Origin of the sequence: Pseudoclavibacter helvolus, from assembly GCF_014191305.1 — a bacterium.
Lineage (GTDB): Bacteria > Actinomycetota > Actinomycetes > Actinomycetales > Microbacteriaceae > Pseudoclavibacter > Pseudoclavibacter helvolus.
In genome coordinates this window covers 292674-315115 of sequence record NZ_JACHWJ010000001.1, presented here as the reverse complement: position 1 = coordinate 315115, position 22442 = coordinate 292674, and the positions used below count along the sequence as shown (strand labels likewise).

At 66.0% G+C, this 22442-nt stretch carries 14 protein-coding genes and 1 tRNA gene; 4 read left to right on the top strand and 11 right to left on the bottom strand.

The features are described 5' to 3' along the window. Window positions 1-15 precede the first annotated feature (15 nt). Window positions 16-4185, top strand: a complete 4170-nt coding sequence (locus FHX72_RS01380) for an NACHT domain-containing protein (RefSeq protein ID WP_183622568.1) — start codon at window positions 16-18, stop codon at window positions 4183-4185. A 170-nt stretch (window positions 4186-4355) separates the two neighbouring features. On the opposite strand, the gene FHX72_RS01375 is transcribed toward FHX72_RS01380, so the two are convergent. From FHX72_RS01375 to FHX72_RS01360, 4 genes are all read right to left on the bottom strand, one after another. Beyond that, a complete protein-coding gene (locus FHX72_RS01375; RefSeq protein ID WP_183622566.1) occupies window positions 4356-6014 on the bottom strand; it encodes a UvrD-helicase domain-containing protein in 1659 nt (552 codons plus the stop codon). Beyond that, complete coding sequence (locus FHX72_RS01370) at window positions 6011-7951, bottom strand: ATP-dependent nuclease (RefSeq protein ID WP_183622564.1); 1941 nt, start codon at window positions 7949-7951, stop codon at window positions 6011-6013. The genes FHX72_RS01375 and FHX72_RS01370 overlap by 4 nt, the downstream gene beginning before the upstream one ends. A gap of 866 nt (window positions 7952-8817) precedes the next feature. After that, window positions 8818-8891: transfer RNA gene (locus FHX72_RS01365), tRNA-Pro, on the bottom strand. A gap of 116 nt (window positions 8892-9007) precedes the next feature. Then, window positions 9008-9790 carry an acetoin reductase gene (locus FHX72_RS01360; RefSeq protein WP_068477607.1) on the bottom strand — a complete coding sequence of 261 codons (783 nt, stop codon included), beginning with the start codon at window positions 9788-9790 and terminating at the stop codon, window positions 9008-9010. Between the two features lie 284 nt (window positions 9791-10074). On the opposite strand from FHX72_RS01360, the gene FHX72_RS01355 reads away from it, so the two are divergent. Then, window positions 10075-11313: a helix-turn-helix domain-containing protein gene (locus FHX72_RS01355; protein ID WP_183622562.1), complete on the top strand. Its 1239-nt coding sequence runs from the start codon at window positions 10075-10077 to the stop codon at window positions 11311-11313. Window positions 11314-11443: 130 nt separating this feature from the next. Further along, window positions 11444-12559, top strand: coding sequence for an MFS transporter (locus FHX72_RS01350; protein ID WP_183622561.1), 1116 nt, complete (start codon window positions 11444-11446; stop codon window positions 12557-12559). A 319-nt stretch (window positions 12560-12878) separates the two neighbouring features. Here the strand turns inward: FHX72_RS01350 and FHX72_RS01345 are convergent, their stop codons facing one another. Together FHX72_RS01345 and FHX72_RS01340 are read right to left on the bottom strand one after the other, a co-directional pair. Further along, on the bottom strand, window positions 12879-13622 hold the full coding sequence (locus FHX72_RS01345) for a hypothetical protein (protein WP_244963954.1): 744 nt from the start codon (window positions 13620-13622) through the stop codon (window positions 12879-12881). Then, complete coding sequence (locus tag FHX72_RS01340; RefSeq protein WP_183622557.1) at window positions 13622-14266, bottom strand: helix-turn-helix domain-containing protein; 645 nt, start codon at window positions 14264-14266, stop codon at window positions 13622-13624. Before FHX72_RS01340 ends, FHX72_RS01345 begins: the two co-directional genes overlap by 1 nt. A gap of 254 nt (window positions 14267-14520) precedes the next feature. Here FHX72_RS01340 and FHX72_RS01335 point away from each other — a divergent pair, with 254 nt between their 5' ends. Next, window positions 14521-15783: an MFS transporter gene (locus tag FHX72_RS01335; protein WP_183622556.1), complete on the top strand. Its 1263-nt coding sequence runs from the start codon at window positions 14521-14523 to the stop codon at window positions 15781-15783. Between the two features lie 527 nt (window positions 15784-16310). Here FHX72_RS01335 and FHX72_RS01330 read toward each other — a convergent pair. From FHX72_RS01330 to FHX72_RS01310, 5 genes are all read right to left on the bottom strand, one after another. Continuing rightward, on the bottom strand, window positions 16311-16748 hold the full coding sequence (locus tag FHX72_RS01330; protein ID WP_068477619.1) for a hypothetical protein: 438 nt from the start codon (window positions 16746-16748) through the stop codon (window positions 16311-16313). A 252-nt stretch (window positions 16749-17000) separates the two neighbouring features. Continuing rightward, window positions 17001-18095: a glutaminase A gene (gene glsA / locus FHX72_RS01325; protein ID WP_183622554.1), complete on the bottom strand. Its 1095-nt coding sequence runs from the start codon at window positions 18093-18095 to the stop codon at window positions 17001-17003. 10 nt (window positions 18096-18105) lie between these two features. After that, window positions 18106-19146, bottom strand: a complete 1041-nt coding sequence (glsA, locus tag FHX72_RS01320; protein ID WP_338109991.1) for a glutaminase A — start codon at window positions 19144-19146, stop codon at window positions 18106-18108. A 9-nt stretch (window positions 19147-19155) separates the two neighbouring features. Then, the gene (locus FHX72_RS01315; protein WP_377605034.1) at window positions 19156-20868 is read right to left on the bottom strand and encodes a flavin monoamine oxidase family protein; all 1713 of its coding nucleotides are present in this window, start codon (window positions 20866-20868) and stop codon (window positions 19156-19158) included. After that, window positions 20865-22373 carry an amino acid permease gene (locus FHX72_RS01310; protein WP_183622552.1) on the bottom strand — a complete coding sequence of 503 codons (1509 nt, stop codon included), beginning with the start codon at window positions 22371-22373 and terminating at the stop codon, window positions 20865-20867. Before FHX72_RS01310 ends, FHX72_RS01315 begins: the two co-directional genes overlap by 4 nt. Window positions 22374-22442 lie beyond the last annotated feature (69 nt).

The window sequence follows — 22442 nt, the reverse complement described above, 5'->3', positions numbered from 1 at the left end:
CGGCGAGCAAGCCGAGTGAACATTCCTAATATCGACTTTGCCCGCGTGCGGTCGTTGGGCGCTGGCGGCCAGCGCGACGGATACGAGCAACTCATCTGCGAGCTGGTCGCGCAGGAGCCCGCGGACGCCGATGCGAAGTTCGTGTCCCTTCACGGAGCCGGAGGCGACGGAGGCGTCGAGTGCTACTGGACCCTCCCCGGCGGCGCCGAGCACGGGTGGCAAGCGAAGTACTGGACCAGCCATGCCGCCGTTGATAAGTCACAGCTGGACGCATCCGTCAGAGCTGCCCTCACCAACCACCCGGATCTCACCAGGTACATCATCGCCATCCCCGCCGATCCAACCGGCCGCACGAGCGGCAAGGGGAAATCGCTGCTGGAGAAGATAAACGACCCCGGTGGCTGGCTCGACGGCTGGCAAACGATGGCGGCCGACCACGGCATGACCGTCACCTTCGAGTTCGAATGGGCAACGAACACCGCCGCACGCCTAACCCGCTTGGACGCCTCGGGCACCCAGCGGCGGTACTGGTTCGACGCCGACGTTCTCTCCCAACAGTGGTGGATCGACCGACTGCAGGACGCGACCGAGGCTGCTAGACCTCGGTACAGCCCAGAGTTGAACGTGGACGTCCCTGCCGCTCTAAGCATCGCCGCGCTCTGCTCGGACGTTGAGTGGTGGCAGGTCGTCCTCGGCCAGGTCGACGAGCTCACGGAATCGACACAACGCCTGCAGCACGCCGAAAGCGGTGCAACGGCGGCTGATCTGGATGCTGCTCGTAACGCCGTCACGACCGTCATTGAGGCACTTAGGACATGGGAGCGCGCCCGGACGGATGCTGAGTTCCATCGCCTCGACCAAACCCTCAAGACCATCATTGCTGTGGTCAGGGAGCAGGAGGCCGTCGAGGTGGATCGGATGAACGCCACGCACGAGCACTGGGACACCGCGGGGTGGAGGCAGTATCAGCGCGAATACATGGTCCAGTTCCCGGCCGAAGCCGTCGATGCTCTCCGTGACGTGGGCGGGAAACTCGCAAATGCGATCGAGCTCCTCATCAGCCCCCTCGGAACGCTCGCCAGTTCGCAAGTTGCGCTGATGACCGGACCCGCTGGCATCGGCAAGACCTACCTCGCCCTCGATGCTGCGACCCAGCGCCTTCAGAAGGGTCGGCCCAGCATCGTGATGCACGGTCGCTGGTTCAATGACCACGCCCCACTCACCCACCTCCGCGACGTTCTCCAGATGCCAGCCGACCTGACCAGCGAGGAGACGATCGCTCTCCTGGACCAAAGCGCGCGCGCCGCAGGAGCACCCACCCTGCTCGTCATCGACGCGCTCAACGACACCCGCCCCCGGTCGGTTTGGCGGGACAACCTCGACCGCCTCATCTCCATCGTCAGCAGATACCCGCACGTTCGGTTGCTGCTGACCGCGCGCACCCACTACGTCAACCAGATCCTCCCGCCCGGCATGTCCATTCCCCGATTCGAACACACGGGATTCGAAGGCGTCGAGTTCGAGGCGGTCAGCGAATACGCAGCGTTCTACGGCCTCGAGCCTCCGACGTCACCACCGATCCACGGCGAGTTCGATAACCCGCTCTACCTCCGGTTAGTCTGCGAAGCGCTGCAATCCGATGGCCGCCTCTCGCTCGACCAGGCCAACATGGGGCTGGGCGAGCTCACCAAAATCGTCCTCGACCACGCGAACGAGGCCGTCAGCAACCGCATCGACGCATCAGTGTCCGACCAGATCGTTCACCGCGCGATGCACGTCCTGGCCGGCGCTATCGCAGACCAGGACGGCGCCCCGCTCACCCGCGTCGCCGCGCAGGCGGTGCTGAACCCGATCTGGTCCGATAACAGTGTGGAGAAGTCCCTGCTCGATGGACTCATCGCGCAAGGTCTTGTCGAAGAAGACGTTATCCCGGACAGCAGCCCTTACGGCACCGACATCATCACCATCACCTTCGAGCGCATCGGCCACCATTTGATCGCCTCCGACGCTCTCGCGCACGTGAACGACGCGGCTGGCATCCGCACTCAGCTGTCCGGTCGCCTCGGAGACCTCATCGGACTCGACACGACCATCGACGTCGGACTCCTCGAAGCGGTCTCGGTGGTCGTCGCCGAACGCTTCGGGCTCGATCTACCCGCCTTCACTGCCGAGATCCCCGACACCGCAGCCCGCGACGCTGCCGTTATCGCCGGCACGGCCTGGCGAGCTGTGTCCTCCATCACTCCCGACACGGGCAGCATCATCACCAACGCTTTGCGCCGCCGTGAGACCTTCGACGCAGGCCTCACGATGCTGTTCAGGCTCGCAGCTCGCCCTGGCCACCCGCTCAACGCCGACTTCCTCCACGAGTTCCTCAGCGGACTCAACATGGCGGCCCGTGATCAATTTCTGGCCGGGTGGCTGCACACCAGTCACGGCACCAGCGGAGCGGTCGACCGTCTCATCCGCTGGGGAGGTGAGAAACCACTCGACCAGGTCGGCGCGGAAACCACACGCTTGTGGGTCACCGCACTGCTGTGGGCAACTAGCGCGACGGATCGTCGCGTTCGCGAGCCAGCCACCATCGCCGCAGCCCGCCTGCTCGCGCGCCATCCTCACCAATCCGCCGCCCTGCTCGAACGATTCTGCGTCGTCGACGACGAGTGGGTCGTCGAACGCGCGCTTCAGGTCTCCTACTCGGCGCTGCTGTCCAGCGGCAGCGGCGCGGACTGGACTGCAGCGGCCAGCGTCGTCTGGGCCGCATTCTTCGCAACCTCCGCAGACCTGACCCCCAACGCTGCCGTTCGCGACGCCGCACGCTGCATCCTCGAAGCGGCACACGATCGCGGAGCGCTCCCCTCAGAAGTCACGCCCAACCGTTTCCGGCCCCCTTACAGCAGCACCTGGCCGCTGACGTGGCCGACGGAAGACGACATTGCCCCTTACGACAACACCGACTACCCGAAGCTCGTGCACTCCACCACGGCCGACGACTTCTTCATTTACCATCTCACGCACGAGCTCCTTGATCGGCCAGGTGTTGACGTCGCAGCCGGCGCGCGATGGGTGGTCGCAGAGGTCATCCGGTTCGGATACCAACCCCGCCTGCCTTCGAATTTCGACGGCTACGTGCTGGGTAAGTACGGGCCGGGGCGCGGGAAGCCGAAGTGGATCGAACGGATCGGCAAGAAGTACCAGTGGATCGCGCTCAACCGGCTTGTCGGGCATCTATCCGACCACGCGCCTAGGACAAGAGACTCTTGGGAAGCCCCTCCGCCGGCAGTTCCTGGACCCGAATCCTCCATCGTCCGGCAGGTCGACCCCACAGTGACCGAGTTTGAACCCGCGAGCGATGCGCCCCGTCCCTGGGTGCCGGCCTACAACTGGGACGCGAAGATTGGAAGAACTGACGCCCAATGGGTGGCTGATGACTCCGACCTGCCCACTATCGATGTCACCTCCGCCGAACGAGACGGACGCCCCTACATCGTTGTGTCGGGCTCATACAGCTCAGACCTCACCGGCGACACCACGAAGCGCACCCACCAGGTCTGGACCAACCTCTACACCCACGTGGTGAGCACCGACGATCTTCCCGTCGCCCTTGGCGAACTCGAAGGACGGGACTTGATCAACGGCCTTGGGATGTCTCGGCTCCCCACTAGCTACAACGGGTACGTCGGCGAGTACCCGTTCGGGCACCACCACGGCGAGACGCTGAGTGTCGTGAAGCACGAGTGGACGAACCCACTCACCGTTCCGACGCGACCCGCAGTGTGGGAGCTGCTCGGCGAGAACGAGTACGCGCCAGGAAACCTCGAAACCATCTCGTTCGATACCCCCGCTCCTGAGTTCTTTGGACCCGCACCGGGCATCCTCCACTGGAACGGCCGTAACGGGTGGACCGACGCGAGCGGCCAACTCATCGCTGTTCTGCGGCACTCTGTCAACGTCGGCCAGAACGAGCTCCTGATAGACGCCCACTTCCTGCAGGACTGGCTCACCGCGGAGCGGAAGTCGCTGATCTGGGTCGAGAACACGGGGAAGGACGTGTACCGGGAGATGGGTTCGGGCAAGTCCTATCCGGGTGCGCTCGTTCGTTCCCAGGTCAGGGCGTGGACCCCGGGACAGGACCTGCGCACCGTTTCACCGGGCTGGCAGCGCATACCCGCCCGCGAGGATTGATATCGCGATCGGCTCGACTTTTTCCAACGAGGAGCATCGATGCCACCTTTAGTAGCTCGAAACTTTCACGAACGAAGGGCTCCTCGTCAGAGGCTCGCTTGAGCTTCTCGACATCAACGACGTGAAGCTTCGAGCCTTTCCGGATCGAACGGGCTGTGCGGGACGACAGCTCAGGGTTCATCGGCATACCCAAGCAACTCTTCATGTGATGGCGAATCCTCGCGCCAGTGGGCGTTCGCGCCGTCCGGCTTTGTTCGGTGGCGCGCTGTCGTCAGGACGAGCTCATCCTTCGCCCGTGAGATAGCCACGAAGAACTCGGCCTTCACGTCGGCGTCCTTTTTGCCCCAAAAGAACTGGGGCTCAACGCCGAAAACGATGACCTTCTCGAACTCCATACCCTTGCATTTGTGCACAGTCAGGATCCGGACGGCATCTTCTTCCGACAGGCGGTCGAGCGCGGCGACCGGCTCACCGTCGACCGCCAACTCGCGCTTGAAGCCACCGGCGGCTTCCTTCATCACGTCATTGAGCCGCGAGCCCTGCTGATACGACGGCGACAGCGCATTGAGCGCCGGACGCGTTACGAACTCGACGAACGAGTTGATGAGCGGCTTCCACGAGGCGAAGCCCGACGTATCAAACCCGGCAGCGCGCACGGTCAGCCGTGCTTCACGGAGGAGCGTTCGGAGCTTGCTGTCCAGCACGCCGTCAGCTTCTTCGATTCCGCCGCGCGTCACCATGCGCACCAATTCCGAGTACGCCTCGGGACGGCCGTCGTCCGCGACGACCCGGAGGAAGTTGAAGATCAGGGCGGCAGCGGGCTCCGCGGTCAGATCCTGGGACTGCTGCTCGTTGCGGTACGGGATGCCAGCAGCGGTGAGGTGCTCCCCCAAGACGCGCGTGATGAGGTGCGGCTGTTGACGAGCCAGCACTGTGATCTCCCGTGACGGCACTCCTTCGTCGAGCCAATCGCCGATCATCTCCGTGACCGAAGCTGCTTCATCCTCGTCGGTGTCGAAGCGGAGCACTTTCAGGATGCCTTCTTCGCCTTCGAGGTCTTCGTCCGGGCTCACCGCGGACGGGTCCATCTCCAAGATCATGCGGTTCTGCATCCGGCGCAGCCGAGGCTTGGATCGGAAGTTTTGATAGAGCTGCAGAGCAGTCGCATCGAAGTCGTCGGCGAAGGTCGCCATGACACCTTCGAGTGCGTCCGCGAAGCCCATGATGCGCTGCTTGGTGTCACCGACGCCGATGAGGTGCACGCCGGTGCCGGCGAAGGCTTCTTTCAAGAAGGCGTACTGCGCCGTCGTTGCATCCTGAAACTCATCCATGAATACGTGGCTGTAGGTCTGTCGCAGCGCGCCGCGGGCGTAGTCGTTCTTCTCGAGGATCTCCAGCGCGAGAGGCACGAGGTCATCGAAGGTGATCTGCTGGTTCTGGATGCGCGTGCGGGCATCGATCCGGTAGTCCGGGTTCAGCGCGTTCTGGCCCGTGAGTGCCGGACGGTAGTTGTCGATGAGGCGCTTGGCAAACGCGTGGAAGGTGAAGCTGTCGAAGCGAGCGGCGTATTGAGAACCGGAGCGTAGCCGAACGCGGGACTGCAGGTTGCGGGCGGCGTCGACCTTGAACGAGATCGCCAGGATGCGCTTCGGGTACGGGCTCGCTCCCGTCCGAAACAGGAAGTCGGCGCGCTGGGCGAGCAGCTCGGTCTTGCCTGCGCCAGGGCCAGCGGTAACGACGACGTTCGCGTTGGTCTCGCTGACTGCTTTCAGAGCGTTCGGCTCGAGCTCCAGCCCGCCGACCGCAGTCCAGTCCTCTGGCGGAATCACTCGGGAAGCGCCTCGAGTTTGGCCTGCAGGTCCGCGACCAGGCGTTGCAAGACCTCGGGGAGATCCGCCAGGAGTTGCTCGTTAGTCAGGGCCGCCATCGCCTTGAGGTGCGACGCGGGCTTGCTCTTGAGATCAAACAAGCGGTGGTAGTCATCGAAGAGCTCGAAGGCGTCCTCGGGCAAGTGGTCCTCATTCGCGTGAGATTTGCCGAGCACGGCGGCGATGGTCTTCTCGTCGGGCGCTTCGACCGACTCCACCCCGTATGCGTCGGGGAAGGCCTCGAGCATCATCAGGTCGAGGTCTACCGGGTGGGAGAAGTAGACGCTCTTTTGCTCCAGCGCATAGATCGGGCCGTGACCGATCTTACGGCTCACATCGTTGTAGACGGGGAAATCGACCACGTCGTCCCACTTGGCGAGCCCGTCAATCTGGGCGTCCGTGAAGGTATCTGGGTTGAGTTTGTTGTACTGCTTAAGTGCGTTGCTCACGCGACCCCACCCTCCCTGGTACCGACCGGAATCCAGATCAACCAGGGTAACGTGCGGGATCTCCAGTTCGTTCAATAGGCGCCAGAAGTGATTGACGTGGCGACCGCCCAGCGGGACAACGGAGACTGACGCGTCATCTTCCGCAACGCCGGCCGCAGCAAGTACGCGCGGCAACACGATTTGCTCACTATCGCCCTCACCGAGAACGACCAAGCGCGAGAAGTAGAGCTCGGGGAACGCCAACACCGCCTCGCGAACGTACTTCGCCGTTTCGTCGTTCTTGGACGGTAGGACGATCCGACGCACCTGAGACTGACGATCACCGTCAAGACGGAGGAAGCAGATGGCCTCAGGATTGACGCGGCGCAGCAGGGCAGGTGAATGGGTTGCAATCAGCGCTTGCGAGTCTCCATGCTCGGCGGCCTTGCGGAGCTGCCGGATGATGCGACCGAGGTATTGCGGAGCAAGGCTGTTCTCCGGTTCCTCCAGCGCGATGATGGTGTGCACCGGCGGTCGGAGTCGGTGCTGATCGAAGGCCGTCTCCGTGCCGTCCAACACCTCCCGCGCGAGCGACTGCCAGGCGAGCACTAGCGAAATGTAGAGCAGAGACTTCTGGCCATCGCTGAGCCGATCAAACGGCAGCGACGAACCGGCCGGAGACGGCGCGAACGAGACCGTCAGCTGACGCAGCACACTCTCCAGGTCGCCACTGCCGAACGCGATTGAAGGGTCAGTGAAGAAGGCGCCGGAGTGAAGCCCAGACCATTCCCCAGCAAGCTGCACGCCGATGCTTTTGACCGCTGCGTTCCCTGCAAGCGAGTCGGTGAGATCCTTGGACAGCGTGTCGAGCGTGGTGCGCTCCGCTGTCCAGTCGGCAGCACGCAGCGCCCGTCCGACGAGCGAAGCGGTGGTATAGGCGATGAGCTCAGCGGGATCGCGGCGCGCAGGCAGGTAGTGCACTTCGATGTTGGCGCGGTCGAATCGGGACATATCAGCTCGCTGCGTCGGCGTCCCATCGGCGTCAGCTTCGAGGATGTACTGGAGCTTCTCCTCGATGACATTGTCCGGAGCGATCGTGGCGGTAAGTCGGACGCGGATTCGAGGTACTCCGTCTTCAGTTGCGATGCGCATGTGCGCGAAGTTAGGCGGGACAGACGGATGGTCGCCGTCCTCGCCCGATTCCGGGACCTCGATGTCTACTTCGATCCAGAGCTCGGGCCCGTCTGCATGCACCTCGACAGCGGTGCGACCGGCGGCGATGTGGAAGTCGGAGTGTCGGATCTTGCGCTGCGTAGGAAGCGGGCTGAACAGCCGCGACAGCGCCTCGAGCACCGCCGTCTTTCCGGCTCCGTTCGGGCCAAGTACGTAGGTGATATCACGCAGCGCGATCGTGGTCGGCGTCGGACCGAACGATTGGAAGCCAGAAATACGGAGGTAGGTGATCTGCATTAGACTTCCTTGTCTCGCTGCACACGGGCAAGTGCTCCTGAAGCCGAGTAGTCAGCGGGTTTGTGCGAAACCACCTCATCCTGTTGATCAGGTGGAGCACATAGATGGTGACCGGCCCATTATCGTGTGCGTTCTTCGTGCAGAACCAGCAAACACGCCGCGACTACGCGCAAGCGACTGATCCCCGCGACGTCGAAGCGAGCGGCTTCCTTCGGAGATAGGTCCGCCTCGCGAACATGGCGCCCGGGACCTCTGAGATTTCGAGGCCTAGTGAGGACCATTGGCTCCGCTGAATGAGAGGTAGAAGCAAGCTCTGCACAAGGCACGTCGGATGCGGGCCGCGATCCGGAAGGGAACGCGAGCGTGCTGCGACAAGGCGCAGCAGCGCGAGCGGTAGGTGAAGGACATCGACCTCTTCGGGAGGGGGTGCCGTCGACGAGCCAGGTGAACTAGGGCTGCAGGCAATGCAGTTCCACCCAAACGAGCACTAGATGAAATAGTAGACGCAGGTGCAAGAAGTTCCGGATGACGTCGACTAGACACCTTACGAGCGGATGCAGGCGGACTACGAGCCACATCTGCGAATGCCTGGGCCCATAGAGCGACGCTGTGCCCCCGTCCTCAAAATTCCGCTAAGGCGCCAGCATCGAGAGACCATTAACCGGACCGACACAACCACTCAGACCGGCGATCCCAGGTGACTTGGACGTGATCGTCATCTACGCGACTTACGGCAAAGTCCTTTGCAAAGTCAGCAAGGACTACCAACCCGCCGGCATCCCGAGAGACCCTCACCAGAAAAACGAAATAGCCCGAACCTGCAACTGCAGGTTCGAGCTATTTCGATGTCTTGCGACATCTCACCGTCGGGCTGACAGGATTTGAACCTGCGACCCCCTGACCCCCAGTCAGGTGCGCTACCAAGCTGCGCCACAGCCCGTGGCTTTGTTCTCCGCGTGGACAACTCGACCATCCTAGCGGAACCTGAGAGCTCCGCGCACCACCGTGTCGCCGACGTGTCGCGAGCGGCGGTGTGGCGCGCGGAGCCACCGCTGGCTAGTTGTAGAGCATCCCGCCGTCGACCAACAGCACCTGGCCGGTCACGTACCCGGCGTTGGGGCTCGCGAAGAACGAGACCACGCCCGCGACGTCCTCTGGCGTCTCGATGCGGCCGAGCTGAATCGACTCGACGTTCTCCTTCAGGTTCTGGCCGAGCGGCTTGCCATTGATCTTCGACAGCTCGCTGTCGATGAGCTCCCACATGCCCGTACCAACGATGCCGGGGCCGTACGCGTTGACCGTGATGCCGTGCGTCGCCAGCTCCTGCGCTGCGACCTGCGTGAGGCCGCGCACCGCGAACTTCGACGCCGAATACGCGCCGAGGATCGGGAAGCCCTTGATAGCCGCGATCGACGCCGCCGAGATGATGCGCCCCTTCACTCCCCGCTCGATGAACGACTTCGCCGCGGCCTGAATGCCGTAAACGACCGAGTTCACGTTGATCTGGAAGATCTTGTTGAGTTCCTCCTCCGTGACCTCGAGGATCGGCTTCACCTGCGCGATGCCAGCGTTGTTGACGATCACGTCGAACCCGCCGAGCTTCTCGACCGCCGTCGCGACGGCAGCCTCGACGTCTGCCTTCTTCGACACATCCGCCGCCACGAACACGGCACGGCGACCGAGGGCTTCGATCTCCGCGACGACCCCGGCAGCCTTCTCCGCCTGGAAATCGAGGTCGGCAACCACGATGTCGTAGCCATCCGCGGCCAGCTTCAGCGCGATCCCGCGCCCGATTCCCTGACCTGCTCCGGTGACAAGCGCGACCTGTGTGTCGGTCATGACAACTCCTAACTCGAGGTGCGGCCGAGCAGGCTTCGCCTGCGGCCGCTGAACGACGCCACGGTAGGACCGCATCCACGCCACCTGCGAAGGCACCGGATGCACGACTCGGCTCCCCCGCGGCATGCCGCACGACGACATCCCACGCAACCCTCGGCAACCCCCGAACACCTCCTTCAGGTAACCCGCACGCGAATGGGGTTGAATCGACTCCTGGCGCCCAGACTCCAGCACGATGCCAGCAGACGCAGCGACGCGAGCCGGTCCGCCAGAAAGGCGACGGCATGACGCTCCCCCTCGAAGCGGCGTTCCCCTCCACTCAAGACCTCACCTCATACTCGCGGCTCCTCAGCGACGTCTACGACGCGGAATTCTCCGGCAAGCGGGCCCCCGCACATCCGCGCGACGTGATCGCCGACTCCTGGGCACGGCTTCGCCGCCGCGGAATCCGCCCGAGTCGCGGGCCCGCGAGCGCAAAGCAAGCCGAACCCACCACCGCTGGAGCCGCCGCAACAAGCGAGCTCGACTCCGATGCCCTCCTGCTGACGTCGCTCATCCGCGCGAACCTCGGCCACCTCTCGACTCTGCTGCGCGACGACACCGCCGTCCTCGTCGTCAGCGACCGCCACGGCCGCATCGTCGCCCGCAGCGGCGGCACGCAGATACTGTCCCGCGCCGACGACCTCGGCTTCGTCGAAGGCGCAGCCTGGGGCGAGAACAGCGTCGGCACAAACGCCATCGGCACAGCCCTCGCCACCCGCCGCGCGGTGCAGGTACACGGCGCCGAGCACTACTCCCGCTCCCAGCACCTCTGGAGTTGCACCGCAGCCCCCGTCCGCGACCCCAGAAACGGACGAACGCTCGGCACCGTCGACCTCTCCTTCGAAGTCGCCGACGCGCACCCCATGTCGCTCGGCCTCATCTCGCTCCTCGCCCAGGCGGCGACACAAGACCTCCGCGAGCGCCACCACCGCGACATCGCGGAGCTGCGAGCCGCGAGCTTCAGCGCCACCCGCGACCTCGACCACCCGTGGGCCGTCGTCGACGAATGGGGATGGATTGTCGCTTCTCACGGCGTCGACGTGAGCTCCCGCATCCCGCTCCCCCGCGGCCTGCAGGCAGGCGACACCTGGACCACACCATCCGGGGAGGTGTTGATCAGCGGGCTCGACCGAGGGTTCCTGCTCGTCCCTGCACGCGCGTCCACGAGGCAAGCGGATGCACCACCCGAGACCGCGATCACCCTCACGGCCACCAGCACGGGTGCGCTGGTCGAACTGGCCACCCCAACTGGCTCGCGCGAAGTTCGCATCCCTTCCCGCCAAGCCGACATCCTCTTCCTCCTGGCCGCCGCGCCCCGAGGACTCACGGCACCCGAGCTCTCCACCCGCATCTACGGGACGCCGGAACACGACGTGACCGTGCGGGCGGAGATCAGCCGCCTGCGTCGCCACCTCGGGGACGTGCTTGTCGCCGCCCCATACCGGTTCGCGCCCGGCATCACCGTCGTCGGGGCCCGCTGAGTCGGAGATCCCCGCCCGGTAGGCGCAACAACGCCTGGACTGTCGTTCTTCGGCCAACTTCTCACCGACCCCTTGGCGACCCTGCGACCCCTGGCTACGCTCGGCGCGGGGGCACGACAGGAGCACACGATTGATCACTGAGCCGCAACCGCCGATCCAGGTTCCAAGCACCGGCACGAGCCAGGCGCTGCCGACCGAGACCGCAGTTGCCCGGCCGGCCCCACGCGGCAGCTACCCGCTCATCACGGGGCTCTACGTCACCAAGTACGTGGGTATCGGATTCCTCGCGAGCGCCCTCATCGTGATCCTGCGCGGCACCGGCACCCCGCTCGACCAGCTTGGCCTCATCTCGCTTGTCGGCATCATCTGGCCCATCAAGTTCTTGTGGGCACCGATCCTCGACCGCTGGGGTTCCGCACGCTTCGGCCACTACCGCGGCTGGATCCTCGTGCTGCAGCCCCTCATGGTGCTGACGATCCTCGCCATGCTCCCCTTCGGCGACCTCACCGACCTCGGGGCGATCGTGGTGCTCGCGATCCTCCTCGCCTGCCTCTCGGCGACCCAGGACACGGCCAGCGACGCCCTCGCGATCCGCGCCATGCACGGGCAGGCCCGCGGCATCGTCAACGGCATCCAGGTCATGGGCGGCTACCTCGGCAACCTCCTCGGCGGCGGCGTCACACTCATCATCTACGGCGTGGCCGGCTGGACGCCCGCGATCCTCTTCCTCGCCGTCGTCACGGCGCTCCCCCTCATCACCCTCGCCCTCTACCGGGAGCCGGCGCGCGCCACCGACCGCGCGCAGCCGACCCTCGGCCAGGCATTCCGCGCGCTGGGCACCGTCCTCAAGCAGCCGGGCGCACCCACCTGTGCCCTCGCCGTTTCAGGCACCGCGATGCTCGTCGCGACCGTGCCGTTCATCCTCATCGCGTTCGGCGGTGCGCCATTCGCGGGCACCGCCATCACGCTGGGCCTGGTGATGTTCGCGTACACGGCCCTCAGCGCCGTCATGCTCACCGTGTCGATGGACTACGCCCGACCCTCCACAGCAGGCACCGACTTCACGCTCATCGTCTCGATCGCGCAGCTCGCGTCATTCCTTGCATCCGCCCTGTCACTCGTCGCCGCCGAGTACTTCGGCTACACGAGCGTCGCCTGGTTCTCCATCGCGCTCACTGGCGCGGCCGTTGCCCTGGGGCTCCGCCACCTGCGCGTGCACGGGGCCTACCTTGCGTCACGCGCGTAGGCGCGCTTCCATCGCCGTTGCCCTCTCCTCGCCGCTTCTCTTCCCCCCACCTCGTTCTCCAGAGCGGCTTCGACGCGAAAACCGCCTCCAAGCCGCGCCCGCGCTCCGAGCGACCGAGGAGATCTCGGAACATTGAGTGAGAACGAGATGCCCCAGAGGAGGGTGGTCACGCAGAGGGCGAGGCCACCCGGCATCAAAAACGCTAGGTCCCCCGTCCATCACGGCAACCTCGACGGGCTTCCCGTCATGACGGTATCGAGTCGCACGACCCACGCATGAGGAGGTGGTCATCCATCCCCGAAGCGCCGTCCTCCCGCTCTCATTCCACGACGAACTGCTCCAGGACGATCTTGATCGTCTCGGCGTCCACGCCGACGCTGAGGTGCAGAGACGGGCGGGCAAGGATCGTTGCGTACGCGCCCCGAACCCTGGACGCTTCCTGCTTGGTGACATCATCTCCGACTCGGTCGCCTCGGGTGACGAGGGCGGCGAGGATCGACAAATCGTTGAGGTGGCGTTCTGCCTTGACGCCCTCGCCGATCAGCATTGCGGATGCCTTCGCGATGACGGCTCCCTGAAGCGTGGGTCGAATGACGGTGCCGGTGACGCCCGCGACGGTGACCCCGATCACCTCGGAGCGATCCAAAGCGCCTTGGCCGCCAGGTGCGGCGATGGTACGGCCGCCCGTGACGCCGGTGCGATTGTCGGCGCGAACCCCCAAGAAGCGCGGAATGAGGACATCGATCTGCGCGTCACCCTTCACCCAGCGATGCTGCACACCCTTGACACCTTCGAGGATCGACGGCGACTCGCCGAGGGACTTGAAGCCAAGGTCGGTGAGAGTCTTGGTGAAGTCGAAGAGCATGGTCGGATGGGCCCGGATATCGAGGACGGCGTCCGCGTCCTGCGTAGGCCGCGGCGGGTTCGCCTCGCGCTCCCAGCAGAGCGAGTGGACCATCTGCCCGCCGACGAGCGCCCAGCCCTCCGGGTTCGCCTTGTAGACCTCGAAGAGCGCGTGCCACGCCTCCGCCTGGGCTGGAGTCATGGCTGGGGCGGTGATCATCAATCGTCCACCTTTCGGAGGAGTTCGGCTACGCGGGATCGCTCGCGGACGCCGTCATGGTGCGCGAGGTCTACGAGGAGTAGCCCGAGAGGCAGGGGTGACGGTGGTTTCTCATCGGCGAGGTGCAGGAGGACGTTGGGCCTCTCGGATGGGCGAAGCAGGTATTCGCGGCGGATCGCGGCGGCATCATCCTTGGCGATGCGGGCTTCGAGCTGGCCCGCGGCGGCGATCTCGGCGCGCGGATCGCTGAATCCGGACTTGACGATGCGCTCATCAGCGGCGAGATCGGCGAGGTCGCTGGGAGCCACCTGGAGCTTCAGAGGCGCCTGCTCGCGGATCCAGGCGCCGAGGATGCGGTCCGGATCGGGGCTGTGCATGAGTTCATTGCGGTAGCGGCGGAGTCGTGCACGTTCGGATGCCGAAAGCCCTTCAGGGGCATCTCCGGAGAGAATCGCAAGCAGGTTCGCGCGCATCCGGTCGGCCAGCGGGCGCGAGAGCGCGGGGCGGTGCGCCGACGACTGGTCGATGAGCCACTGCCTACCCACCCGGCGGGCCGGAATGGCGCCTTGCTCGATGAGCGCGCGCACGCGACGAGGGGACACCCCCTCACGCTTCGCGAACTCCGCAACGCTCTCTTCGGGCATATACACAAGCATACCGCTAACGGTAGGGATATGTGTATGGTGGCGACCGTTCGCTGCAACTATGCGCGGAACATGCACCGGCGACGACGTCGGTGCCCGGCAGCGACGGCCACGCACGCCGGGCGCTACGCGCGACTGCATCTGCCTCTCGGGTTTTGTTCGCACAATTGGCTTCCTGGGAATAGCCTGGTACCTGCGCAACGTTGCGAACCCAGTCCCCTATCTCAGAAGCAGAGGTCCGCAACATGCAGGTCATGCCCGAACTCACCCCCTTCCGGCGCGGAATCGCCCTCTTCGCGCTTGCGCTCGGAGGCTTCGGCATCGGCGTCACCGAGTTCGCCACCATGGGCCTGCTGCCCGACATCGCGCGCGAACTGCTCCCCGGCTTCGAGCAGAACCCGGATGCGGTGATCGCGCAGGCGGGCATCCTCATCTCCGCGTACGCCCTCGGTGTTGTGGTCGGTGCCCCCGTGTTCGCGGTGCTCGCGGCCCGCATGTCGCAGACGAAGCTCGCCTTCTGGCTGCTCGGCATCTTCATCGTCGCCTCCGCCGCATCCGCCCTCATGCCCGACTTCGGGACAACAGCCGTCATGCGCTTCATCGCGGCGCTCCCCCACGGCGCCTACTTCGGTGTCGCCTCGCTGCTCGCCGCCCGCATCATGGGCCCGGGCAAGCAGGGCCAGGGCGTCGCCCTCGCGCTCTCCGGCCTCACGATCGCCAACATCTTCGGCGTGCCCCTCGCGACCTGGCTCGGCCAGGCCAGCGGCTGGCGCTACGCGTACATCCTCGTCGCCGCCATCTTCTTCGTCACGTTCCTCCTCGTCTTCTTCTTCGTGCCCCGCTACCCCGGCAACCCCGAACGCAGCGCCATGAAGGAGCTCATCGCCTTCAAGAACCCGCGCCTCTGGATCATGGTCGCCGTCGGCGCCATCGGCTTCGGCGGGTTCTTCGCCGTCTACTCGTACATCGCAGAAGTCACGACGCGCGAGACGGGCCTCGGCCCCGGCATCGTGCCCTGGGTGCTCGCGACCCTCGGCGTCGGCATGACCCTCGGCAACCTCATCGGCGGATGGGCCGCCGACCGCAACCTCACGCGCACGATGTTCGTCGGTTTCGGCTCGTTCATCGCCTCGCTCGTGTTCTACAGCCTCATCGCCTCGAACCCGGTCGGCCTCTTCATCGCCGTGTTCTTCCTCGGCCTCACCTCGTCGTCGCTCCTCCCGGCCATCCAGTCGCGACTCGTGCGCATCGCCGACGAGGCCGCCCTCTTGGGCGCCGCCATCAACCACGCAGCCTTCAACGTCGGCAACAGCCTCGGCGCGTGGCTCGGCGGCATGGTCATCGCGGGCGGCCTCGGCTACCTCGCACCCGGCTGGGTCGGCGTAGTCCTCGCCGTCCTCGGCATGGCGCTCACCGCACTCGGCGTCTCGGTCGAGCGACGCGACAAGCGCCACTCGCTCGACACGACCGGCCTCCGCACGATCCCCGCGGCCGAGCGCGCCGAGGTCGGCGCGTAGTCGACGCCGGGCGCTCGCCGCCCCTAGCGGCTCGCCTCACTGTTGCTCGCCACAGCTGTGGACGATCAGGCCGAAATCCCGTCACGAGCCTCACCAACGACCCAATCCAGACAATCAGCGTGATGGCAGGCGCTGGCCCCTGTGGAGAGATTCCCCGGGCAATGGTGGAATTCCGCTAGAGTCCCCCGCGACAGTTGGGGGACCATGGAGATCTGAGGTGCACACACACGGAGCGGGATGCCGTGTCAGAACGATGCAAGGACGTGCGAGTACCACCTGGCCACCGGAGGCATCACCGTCCCGAGCGAGGCTTCCCCGCTCACGACTCTGAGCGAGCAGTCCGCACCCCGGCGGAGTGCTATCCGCAAGTTCGACCCGCCCGCCCACGACGCTCGCTCGAGTGCCGCACGATCAGCCCCTCGCCCGCAGCAGACAATGACGGAACCGTCAGGCTCAAGCGGCGGGAATCGAGCTGAGACCACCCCAGCACCTGTGCGGCGCAAGCCTCACCTCGCGGCGTGGTTCGGTCAGCTGACCTCTTCCGCTGCGCGCTGTCGCAGCCGCGGCAGGTAGCCGACGTAGCCCGGGCGCGACAGCCAGCCGAAACCCACGAGGGCCTCCACGCTGAGCGCTGTGATCGCGCACCAGAGCGGAACCCCGAGCCACACCCAGGCGAGCGCGGACGTGGCCGGCACGCTCAGTACCTCGAGCGTGAGACCGAAGTCGGCGATGAACGTACCGACCGCCACGACGACGCAGCTGACGAGCGACCCGAGCAGCGCATACAGCACGCTCCAGCGTGCATCCCTCACCCCGCCGACCAGCCACGCCGCGAGCTCCGCGAAAGCGACCGCCAGGACAGGCAGCAGGAACTGGCCAGGCGCCACCGGGCGGATGCCGTCCTCCGGCGTTGTCCCCCACACGCCCCAGAGCACCAGCACCGCGAACGTCACAAGGAAAGCCACGAACTGCGCCGCAAAACTCGACGCGTACCAGCTAAGACCGGGCAGAAAAGCCCGACTGCGCACACTCATGAAGACCCCCATCCCCCGTGGGCCCGAATGTAGCACCGGCCAGGGACACCCCAGCCTCTGCCGGGCGCCGTCGAGTCCACATACACGCGCCGGCCTCGGAACTCCGAGAAAGCGGCCACGCACTGCACAGCATCGCTGCCCGGGCGCGAGCGAGGGCGCCGCGGCGCGCACCGCAGAGACCAGCTACTGCACCGTGGACGCGAAGAGGTTGAGGCCGAGCTTGTTCGAGAGGTGGCGGGAGGCGCGGATGCCGCGAACGCTGTTGCCTGCCGCGTCCAGTGGCGGGGAGAACGTCGCGAGCGAGCCCTTACCCGGGGCGATCGCTACAATGCCGCCAGAGACGCCGCTCTTGCCCGGCATGCCCACCTCGAACAGCCAGTCGCCGCTCGCCTCGTACATGCCGTTAGTCGCCATGACGGAGAGCACGTCGCGGCTCACGGACGGGTCGACGACGTCGATCCCGGAGATGGGGCAGTCGCCGCCGTCGGCGAGCGTCGCGCCCATCGTCGCGAGGTCCTCGGCCGTGACGAGCAGCGAGCACTGGCGCGTGTACAGCTCGGTGACCTGCATGGGATCGAGGGAGATGTGCCCGTAGCTCTCGAGGAGACGCGCGATGCCGCGGTTGCGGGTGTTGGTCTCCATCTCCGACTCGTAGACGCGCTCGTCGATCTCGAGCGTGTGCCCCGCGAACTTCGAGAGCCCTTCGTGGATGAAGTCCCACTTCTCGTCCCACGTCTTGCCCGGCACGAGCGACGTCGTCGCGAGCGCTCCCGCGTTGACCAGCGGGTTCATGGTGCGGCCGCCGTTGAGCTCGATCGCCATGACCGAGTTGAAGGGCAGGCCCGTGTTGTTCACGCCGATGCGCTCTCGCACCTCGACGTGGCCGAGCTCCTGCACGACGAGCGCGTAGACGAACGCCTTAGAGATCGACTGGATCGAGAACTGCAGCTGCGCGTCCCCGAACGAGAACCGTTGCCCCGTCGCCGAGGTGAGGCTCAGGCCGAACCACGACGAGTCGGCCTCGGCAAGCGCCGGAATGTAGTCGGCGACCCGCCCGTCCTGCACATCGCGGTAGCGCTCGTAGGTCCCCGCGAGGATCTCACGCACCTGCACGGGGTCTGGCAGGTTGCCCGTCGAGACGACGCGGGTGTCCGGGCTCACGAGGTCGGGTTCGTGCGGGAACTCCGTCGGATGCTCGAGCACCGCTGGCAGCGCGGCGTTGCCCGCCTGCCCTTGGCGCGTTTGTCCTGGGCGGGCTGAGTCGGGGAGAGTCGTCATGACCCCGAATCTAGTCTTGAACGGTGCCGGACGCGAAGAGGTTCATGCCGAGCTCGTTGGACAGGTGCCTGGCGGCTTTGATGCCGCGCACGCTGTTGCCGGCGTCGTCGAGGCGCGGCGAGTAGCTCGCGAAGCCGCCCTTGCCTGGCGCGATCGTCACGAGCCCGCCGGAGACGCCGCTCTTGGCGGGCATCCCGATCTCGTACAGCCATTCGCCGCTGGCTTCGTAGAGACCGTTCGCGGCCATCACAGCCAGGGCGTCGCGGGATGCCCCCTGCCCGATGACCTGCTCGCCCGTCTTCGGGTTCCTCCCGCCGTCGGCGAGCGTCGCACCCATGACGGCGAGATCCTCCGTGCTCACGAGCAGCGCGCACTGGCGCGTGTACAGCTCGGTCACCTCGTGCGGGTCGAGGGTGATGTGCCCGTAGCTCTGCAGGAGGCGCGCGATGCCCTGGTTGCGGATGTTGTTCTTCCGCTCGGACTCGAACGCGTCCTCGTCGATCTTGAGGTCGCGCCCCGCGAAGGCGGAGAGGCCGCGGAGGATGAAGTCCCACTTCTCCTCCCACGTCTCCCCCGGCGCGAGCGCCGAGGTGGCAAGAGCGCCCGCGTTGACGAGCGGGTTCATGGTTCGGCCGCCGTTGATCTCGATCGCCATGACCGAGTCGAACGGCAGCCCGGTGTTGTTGACGCCAACAAGCTCGCGCGCCTTCGTGTGCCCAACCTCTTCGCGCACGAGCGCAAACACAAACGCCTTCGAGATCGACTGGATCGTGAAGAGCAGCTCCGCGTCGCCGCGGCTGTACGCCTGCCCCTCCGTGGAGACGATGCAGATCCCGAACAAGTCGGGATCCGCATCCGCCAACGCCGGAATGTAGTCGGGCACCTCGCCGTCGTCGACCGACGAGAACTGCTCGTACGTCTCGTCGACCGCCGTCTTCACGTCGTCCGAGTCGGGGAGCTGCCCCGTCGAGATCGCCGAACGGCTCGAGTGCACCATCTCCGGGTCGTCGCCGAACATGTGGGTCGCGTCTACGGTTCCGGTGCCAGTCACAGCGGAAGGCTAGTCGAGGCGCACGGGAGCAAGCTCCGACCAGACGTCACCCGGCCCGGGGTTCTCGGCTGCGGATGCGCCGCCCAGGTGCTTCGCGACGCCCCACACCGCGTTGAGCGCGGTCGTGACCGCACCCTCAGCCCAACCGGCCGTGAACGAGATGTCGTCGCCCGCGAGGAAGATGCCCCGCTGCGTGGCGTCGAGCTCGTCCTGCACGAAGTGCCCGAAGAGGCGCTCCTGGTACCGGTAGTGGCCAGGCAGGTTGTTCTTGAACGCGCCCATGTAGTTGGGGTCGGCCTCCCACGACACCGTGATCGGCTCGCCCACGATGTGGGCGCCGATGTCGAGGCCGGGGTAGATCTTGTCGAGCGAGTGCAGCATGAGCCGCGTGCGCTCCGAAGCGTCGAGGGCGAGCCACTTGAGGGCGTCGTCGTTCCACGTGTAGGAGAGCAGGATGACGGCGGGCTTGTCCGGCCCCTCATCGATCAGGTAGGTCGCCCGCGGGAGGCGGTCGGTGAGCGTCATACTCATGACCGGCTTCCCTGTCTCGGGGTCGAGGTCGCGCCAGAAGGGGCGGTCGACCATCACGAACGTCTTCGACGAGAGCATGTAGTGGCTCTTCTCGATGGCGGTCCACATCTCCGGCGAGAAGAGCTCCTCGTCGGTGTCGATGCGGGCAGACAGCAGCCACGACTGGCAGGTCACGATGGCAGAGGCGAACTCCTGCGTGCGCCCCCACTTCTCCGTGATGCTGACCCCGCCGTTCGACCCGCGCTTGATCGCCGCGACCGCCCCGCGCGGAACCCCGCCGTGGAGGCTCGCGAGGCTCGTGCCCTCCGGCCAGTGCTCAAGTTCGGCCGGCTCGTGGTGCCACAGGTCGACGGGCAGTTTCTGCGCCCCGCCCACGATGCGCCGGTGCGCGTCGTCGGCGTTCGTGAACACGACCCGCAGGATCTCGAGGATCGAGTTCCCGAAGTCGCTGTCCCACCCGCCGGTACCGAAGCCCACCTGGCCGAAGGCCTCGATGTGCTCGAAACTGAGATCCCTGAAGGCCGCGCTCTCTGCCACGAATCCATAGAACGAGCGGTTGTCGAACTTGTCGACCAGCTCGTTCCATGCAGCCTTCAGGGTCTCGGTGTCACGCGCCCGGATGGCGTCCTGGATGCGAACCAGGTCGGCCTCCTCCGTCAGCGCGCGCTTCCACGCCTCCGCTACCTCCGTGAAGAACGGGGGCAAGTCGGCGGGAGTCTCTGCGTAGAACGACTTGCCGGCGAGCTCGATGACCGTCGACGGCGTCACCTCGGCAAGTGGGTTCGGGAACGCCTGCGTCTCGAGGCCAAGCAGGTCGACGTAGTGGTAGAACGCGCGGCCCGACTCTGGGAAGCGCATCCCGCCCAGGTCGGCGACGACGCTCGGCGCCGCGTCGAACGAGCGCGTCTTGAGCCGCCCTCCGATGCTGTCGGCCTCGAAGATGACAGGCTTGAGGCCCATCTTCATGAGCTCGTACGCCGCGACAACACCGGCGACGCCGGCGCCGACCACGGCAACCTCGGTACCGTGGCGGTGCTCCGGTACCGAGCCGAGGCCTGCCGGGTGCGAGAGGAACTCGTCGTAGCTGAACGGGAAGTCCGGGTTGAGCATGGTCACAGGCGCGTCGTCCTGCGGCTGGGATGCACCTTCGGCGCGCTGCGGGCCGCTCGGCATCGGGGTCGCGATGGTCACTTGTGCTCCTTCATGATGACGGGGGTCGCGGCCGTTGCCGCGTTGACGTAGTCGTTCTCGCTCATGGCGCCGACGATGGAGTGCTTCCGACCGTACGCGAAGTACAGCGCGACTCCCACGACCATCCAGAGCCCGAACACCATCCAGGTGGTGCCGCCGAGCGTGACCATGAGGCCGAGGCACATGACGATGCCGAGGATCGGCACGACGGGGAAGAACGGCACCTTGTAGCTGCGGGGCAGCTCGGGGCGGGCACGGCGCAGGTAGATGACCGAGAGGTTGACGAGCGCAAACGCGAAGAGCGTGCCGATGCTCGTCGCATCCGCCAGCTCGCCGAGCGGGATGAACGCAGCCACGACGGCGATGATGACGCCGACGATCACGGTTCCGGCGACCGGGGTGCCGGTCGAGGGGCGGACGCGGCCGAAGATCTTCGGCACCATGCCGTCGCGCGCCATACGGAACAGGATGCGCGTCTGCCCGTAGTAGACGGTGAGGACGACGCTCGCGATGGCGATGACGGCGCCGACCGAGAACATGAGCGCGAGCAGCGGCTGGCCGGTGATGTCGGTGAGGATGCGCACGAATGCGGCTTCGCCGTCGTTGAACTCGGTCCACGGCAGCGCGCCGATGGCGGCAACCGCGACGAGGATGTACACGGCCGTGACGATGACCATCGAGAGGATGATCGCGCGCGGCAGGTCCTTCTGCGGGTTCTTCGCCTCATCGCCTGCCGTGGAGGCGGCGTCGAAGCCGATGTACGAGAAGAAGAGGCGGCTCGAGGCGGCTGCGACGCCGGCAGCGCCCATGGGGGCGAGCGGCTCGAAGTTCTGCATCGTGAACGCCGTGAAAGCGATGAACACGAAGACGAGCAGCACAACGACCTTGATGGCGACCATGACGGTGTTCACCCAGGCGCTCTCCTTCGCGCCGCGCACGAGCAGGAGCATCGCGACGATCACGAGGGCCGCGCCCGGCAGGTTGAAGAAGCCGCCGTCCAAGCCGATCGGGTTGGCCAGGGCGGGCGGCAAGGCGAGTCCGAAGACGCCGAGCGCCTCGTTCACGTATTGGCCCGCGCCGACCGCGACGGCCGCGACAGAGACGCCGTACTCAAGTACGAGGCACCAGCCGCACACCCAGGCGACGCCCTCGCCCATCGTGGCGTACGAGTAGGAGTAGCTCGAGCCAGAGACGGGCACCGAGCTCGCCATCTCGGCGTACGAGAGCGCCGAGAGGAGCGCGGCGAGACCCGCAACGGCGAATGCGATCCAGACCGCTGGGCCCGCGAGCGGGACCGCGGTGCCGAGGATCACGAAGATTCCCGTGCCGAGCGTCGCGCCGACGCTGATCATCGTCAGCTGCCACATGCCGAGGGTGCGCTTGAGGCCGCCCTCGCCGGACTCGACGAGCGACTCGTCGGTGAGCTGCTCGAGCGGCTTGCGGCGCAGGAGCTGCGCGCCGAGCGGCGTGCGCGACCTGCTGGTCGCAGTGGGTGATGTCGCCATTGACGGTTCCGTTCTTGATCAGGGATCGATCAGCTCGGTGTGAGCGTGGCCATCGTATGGTCGCACCGC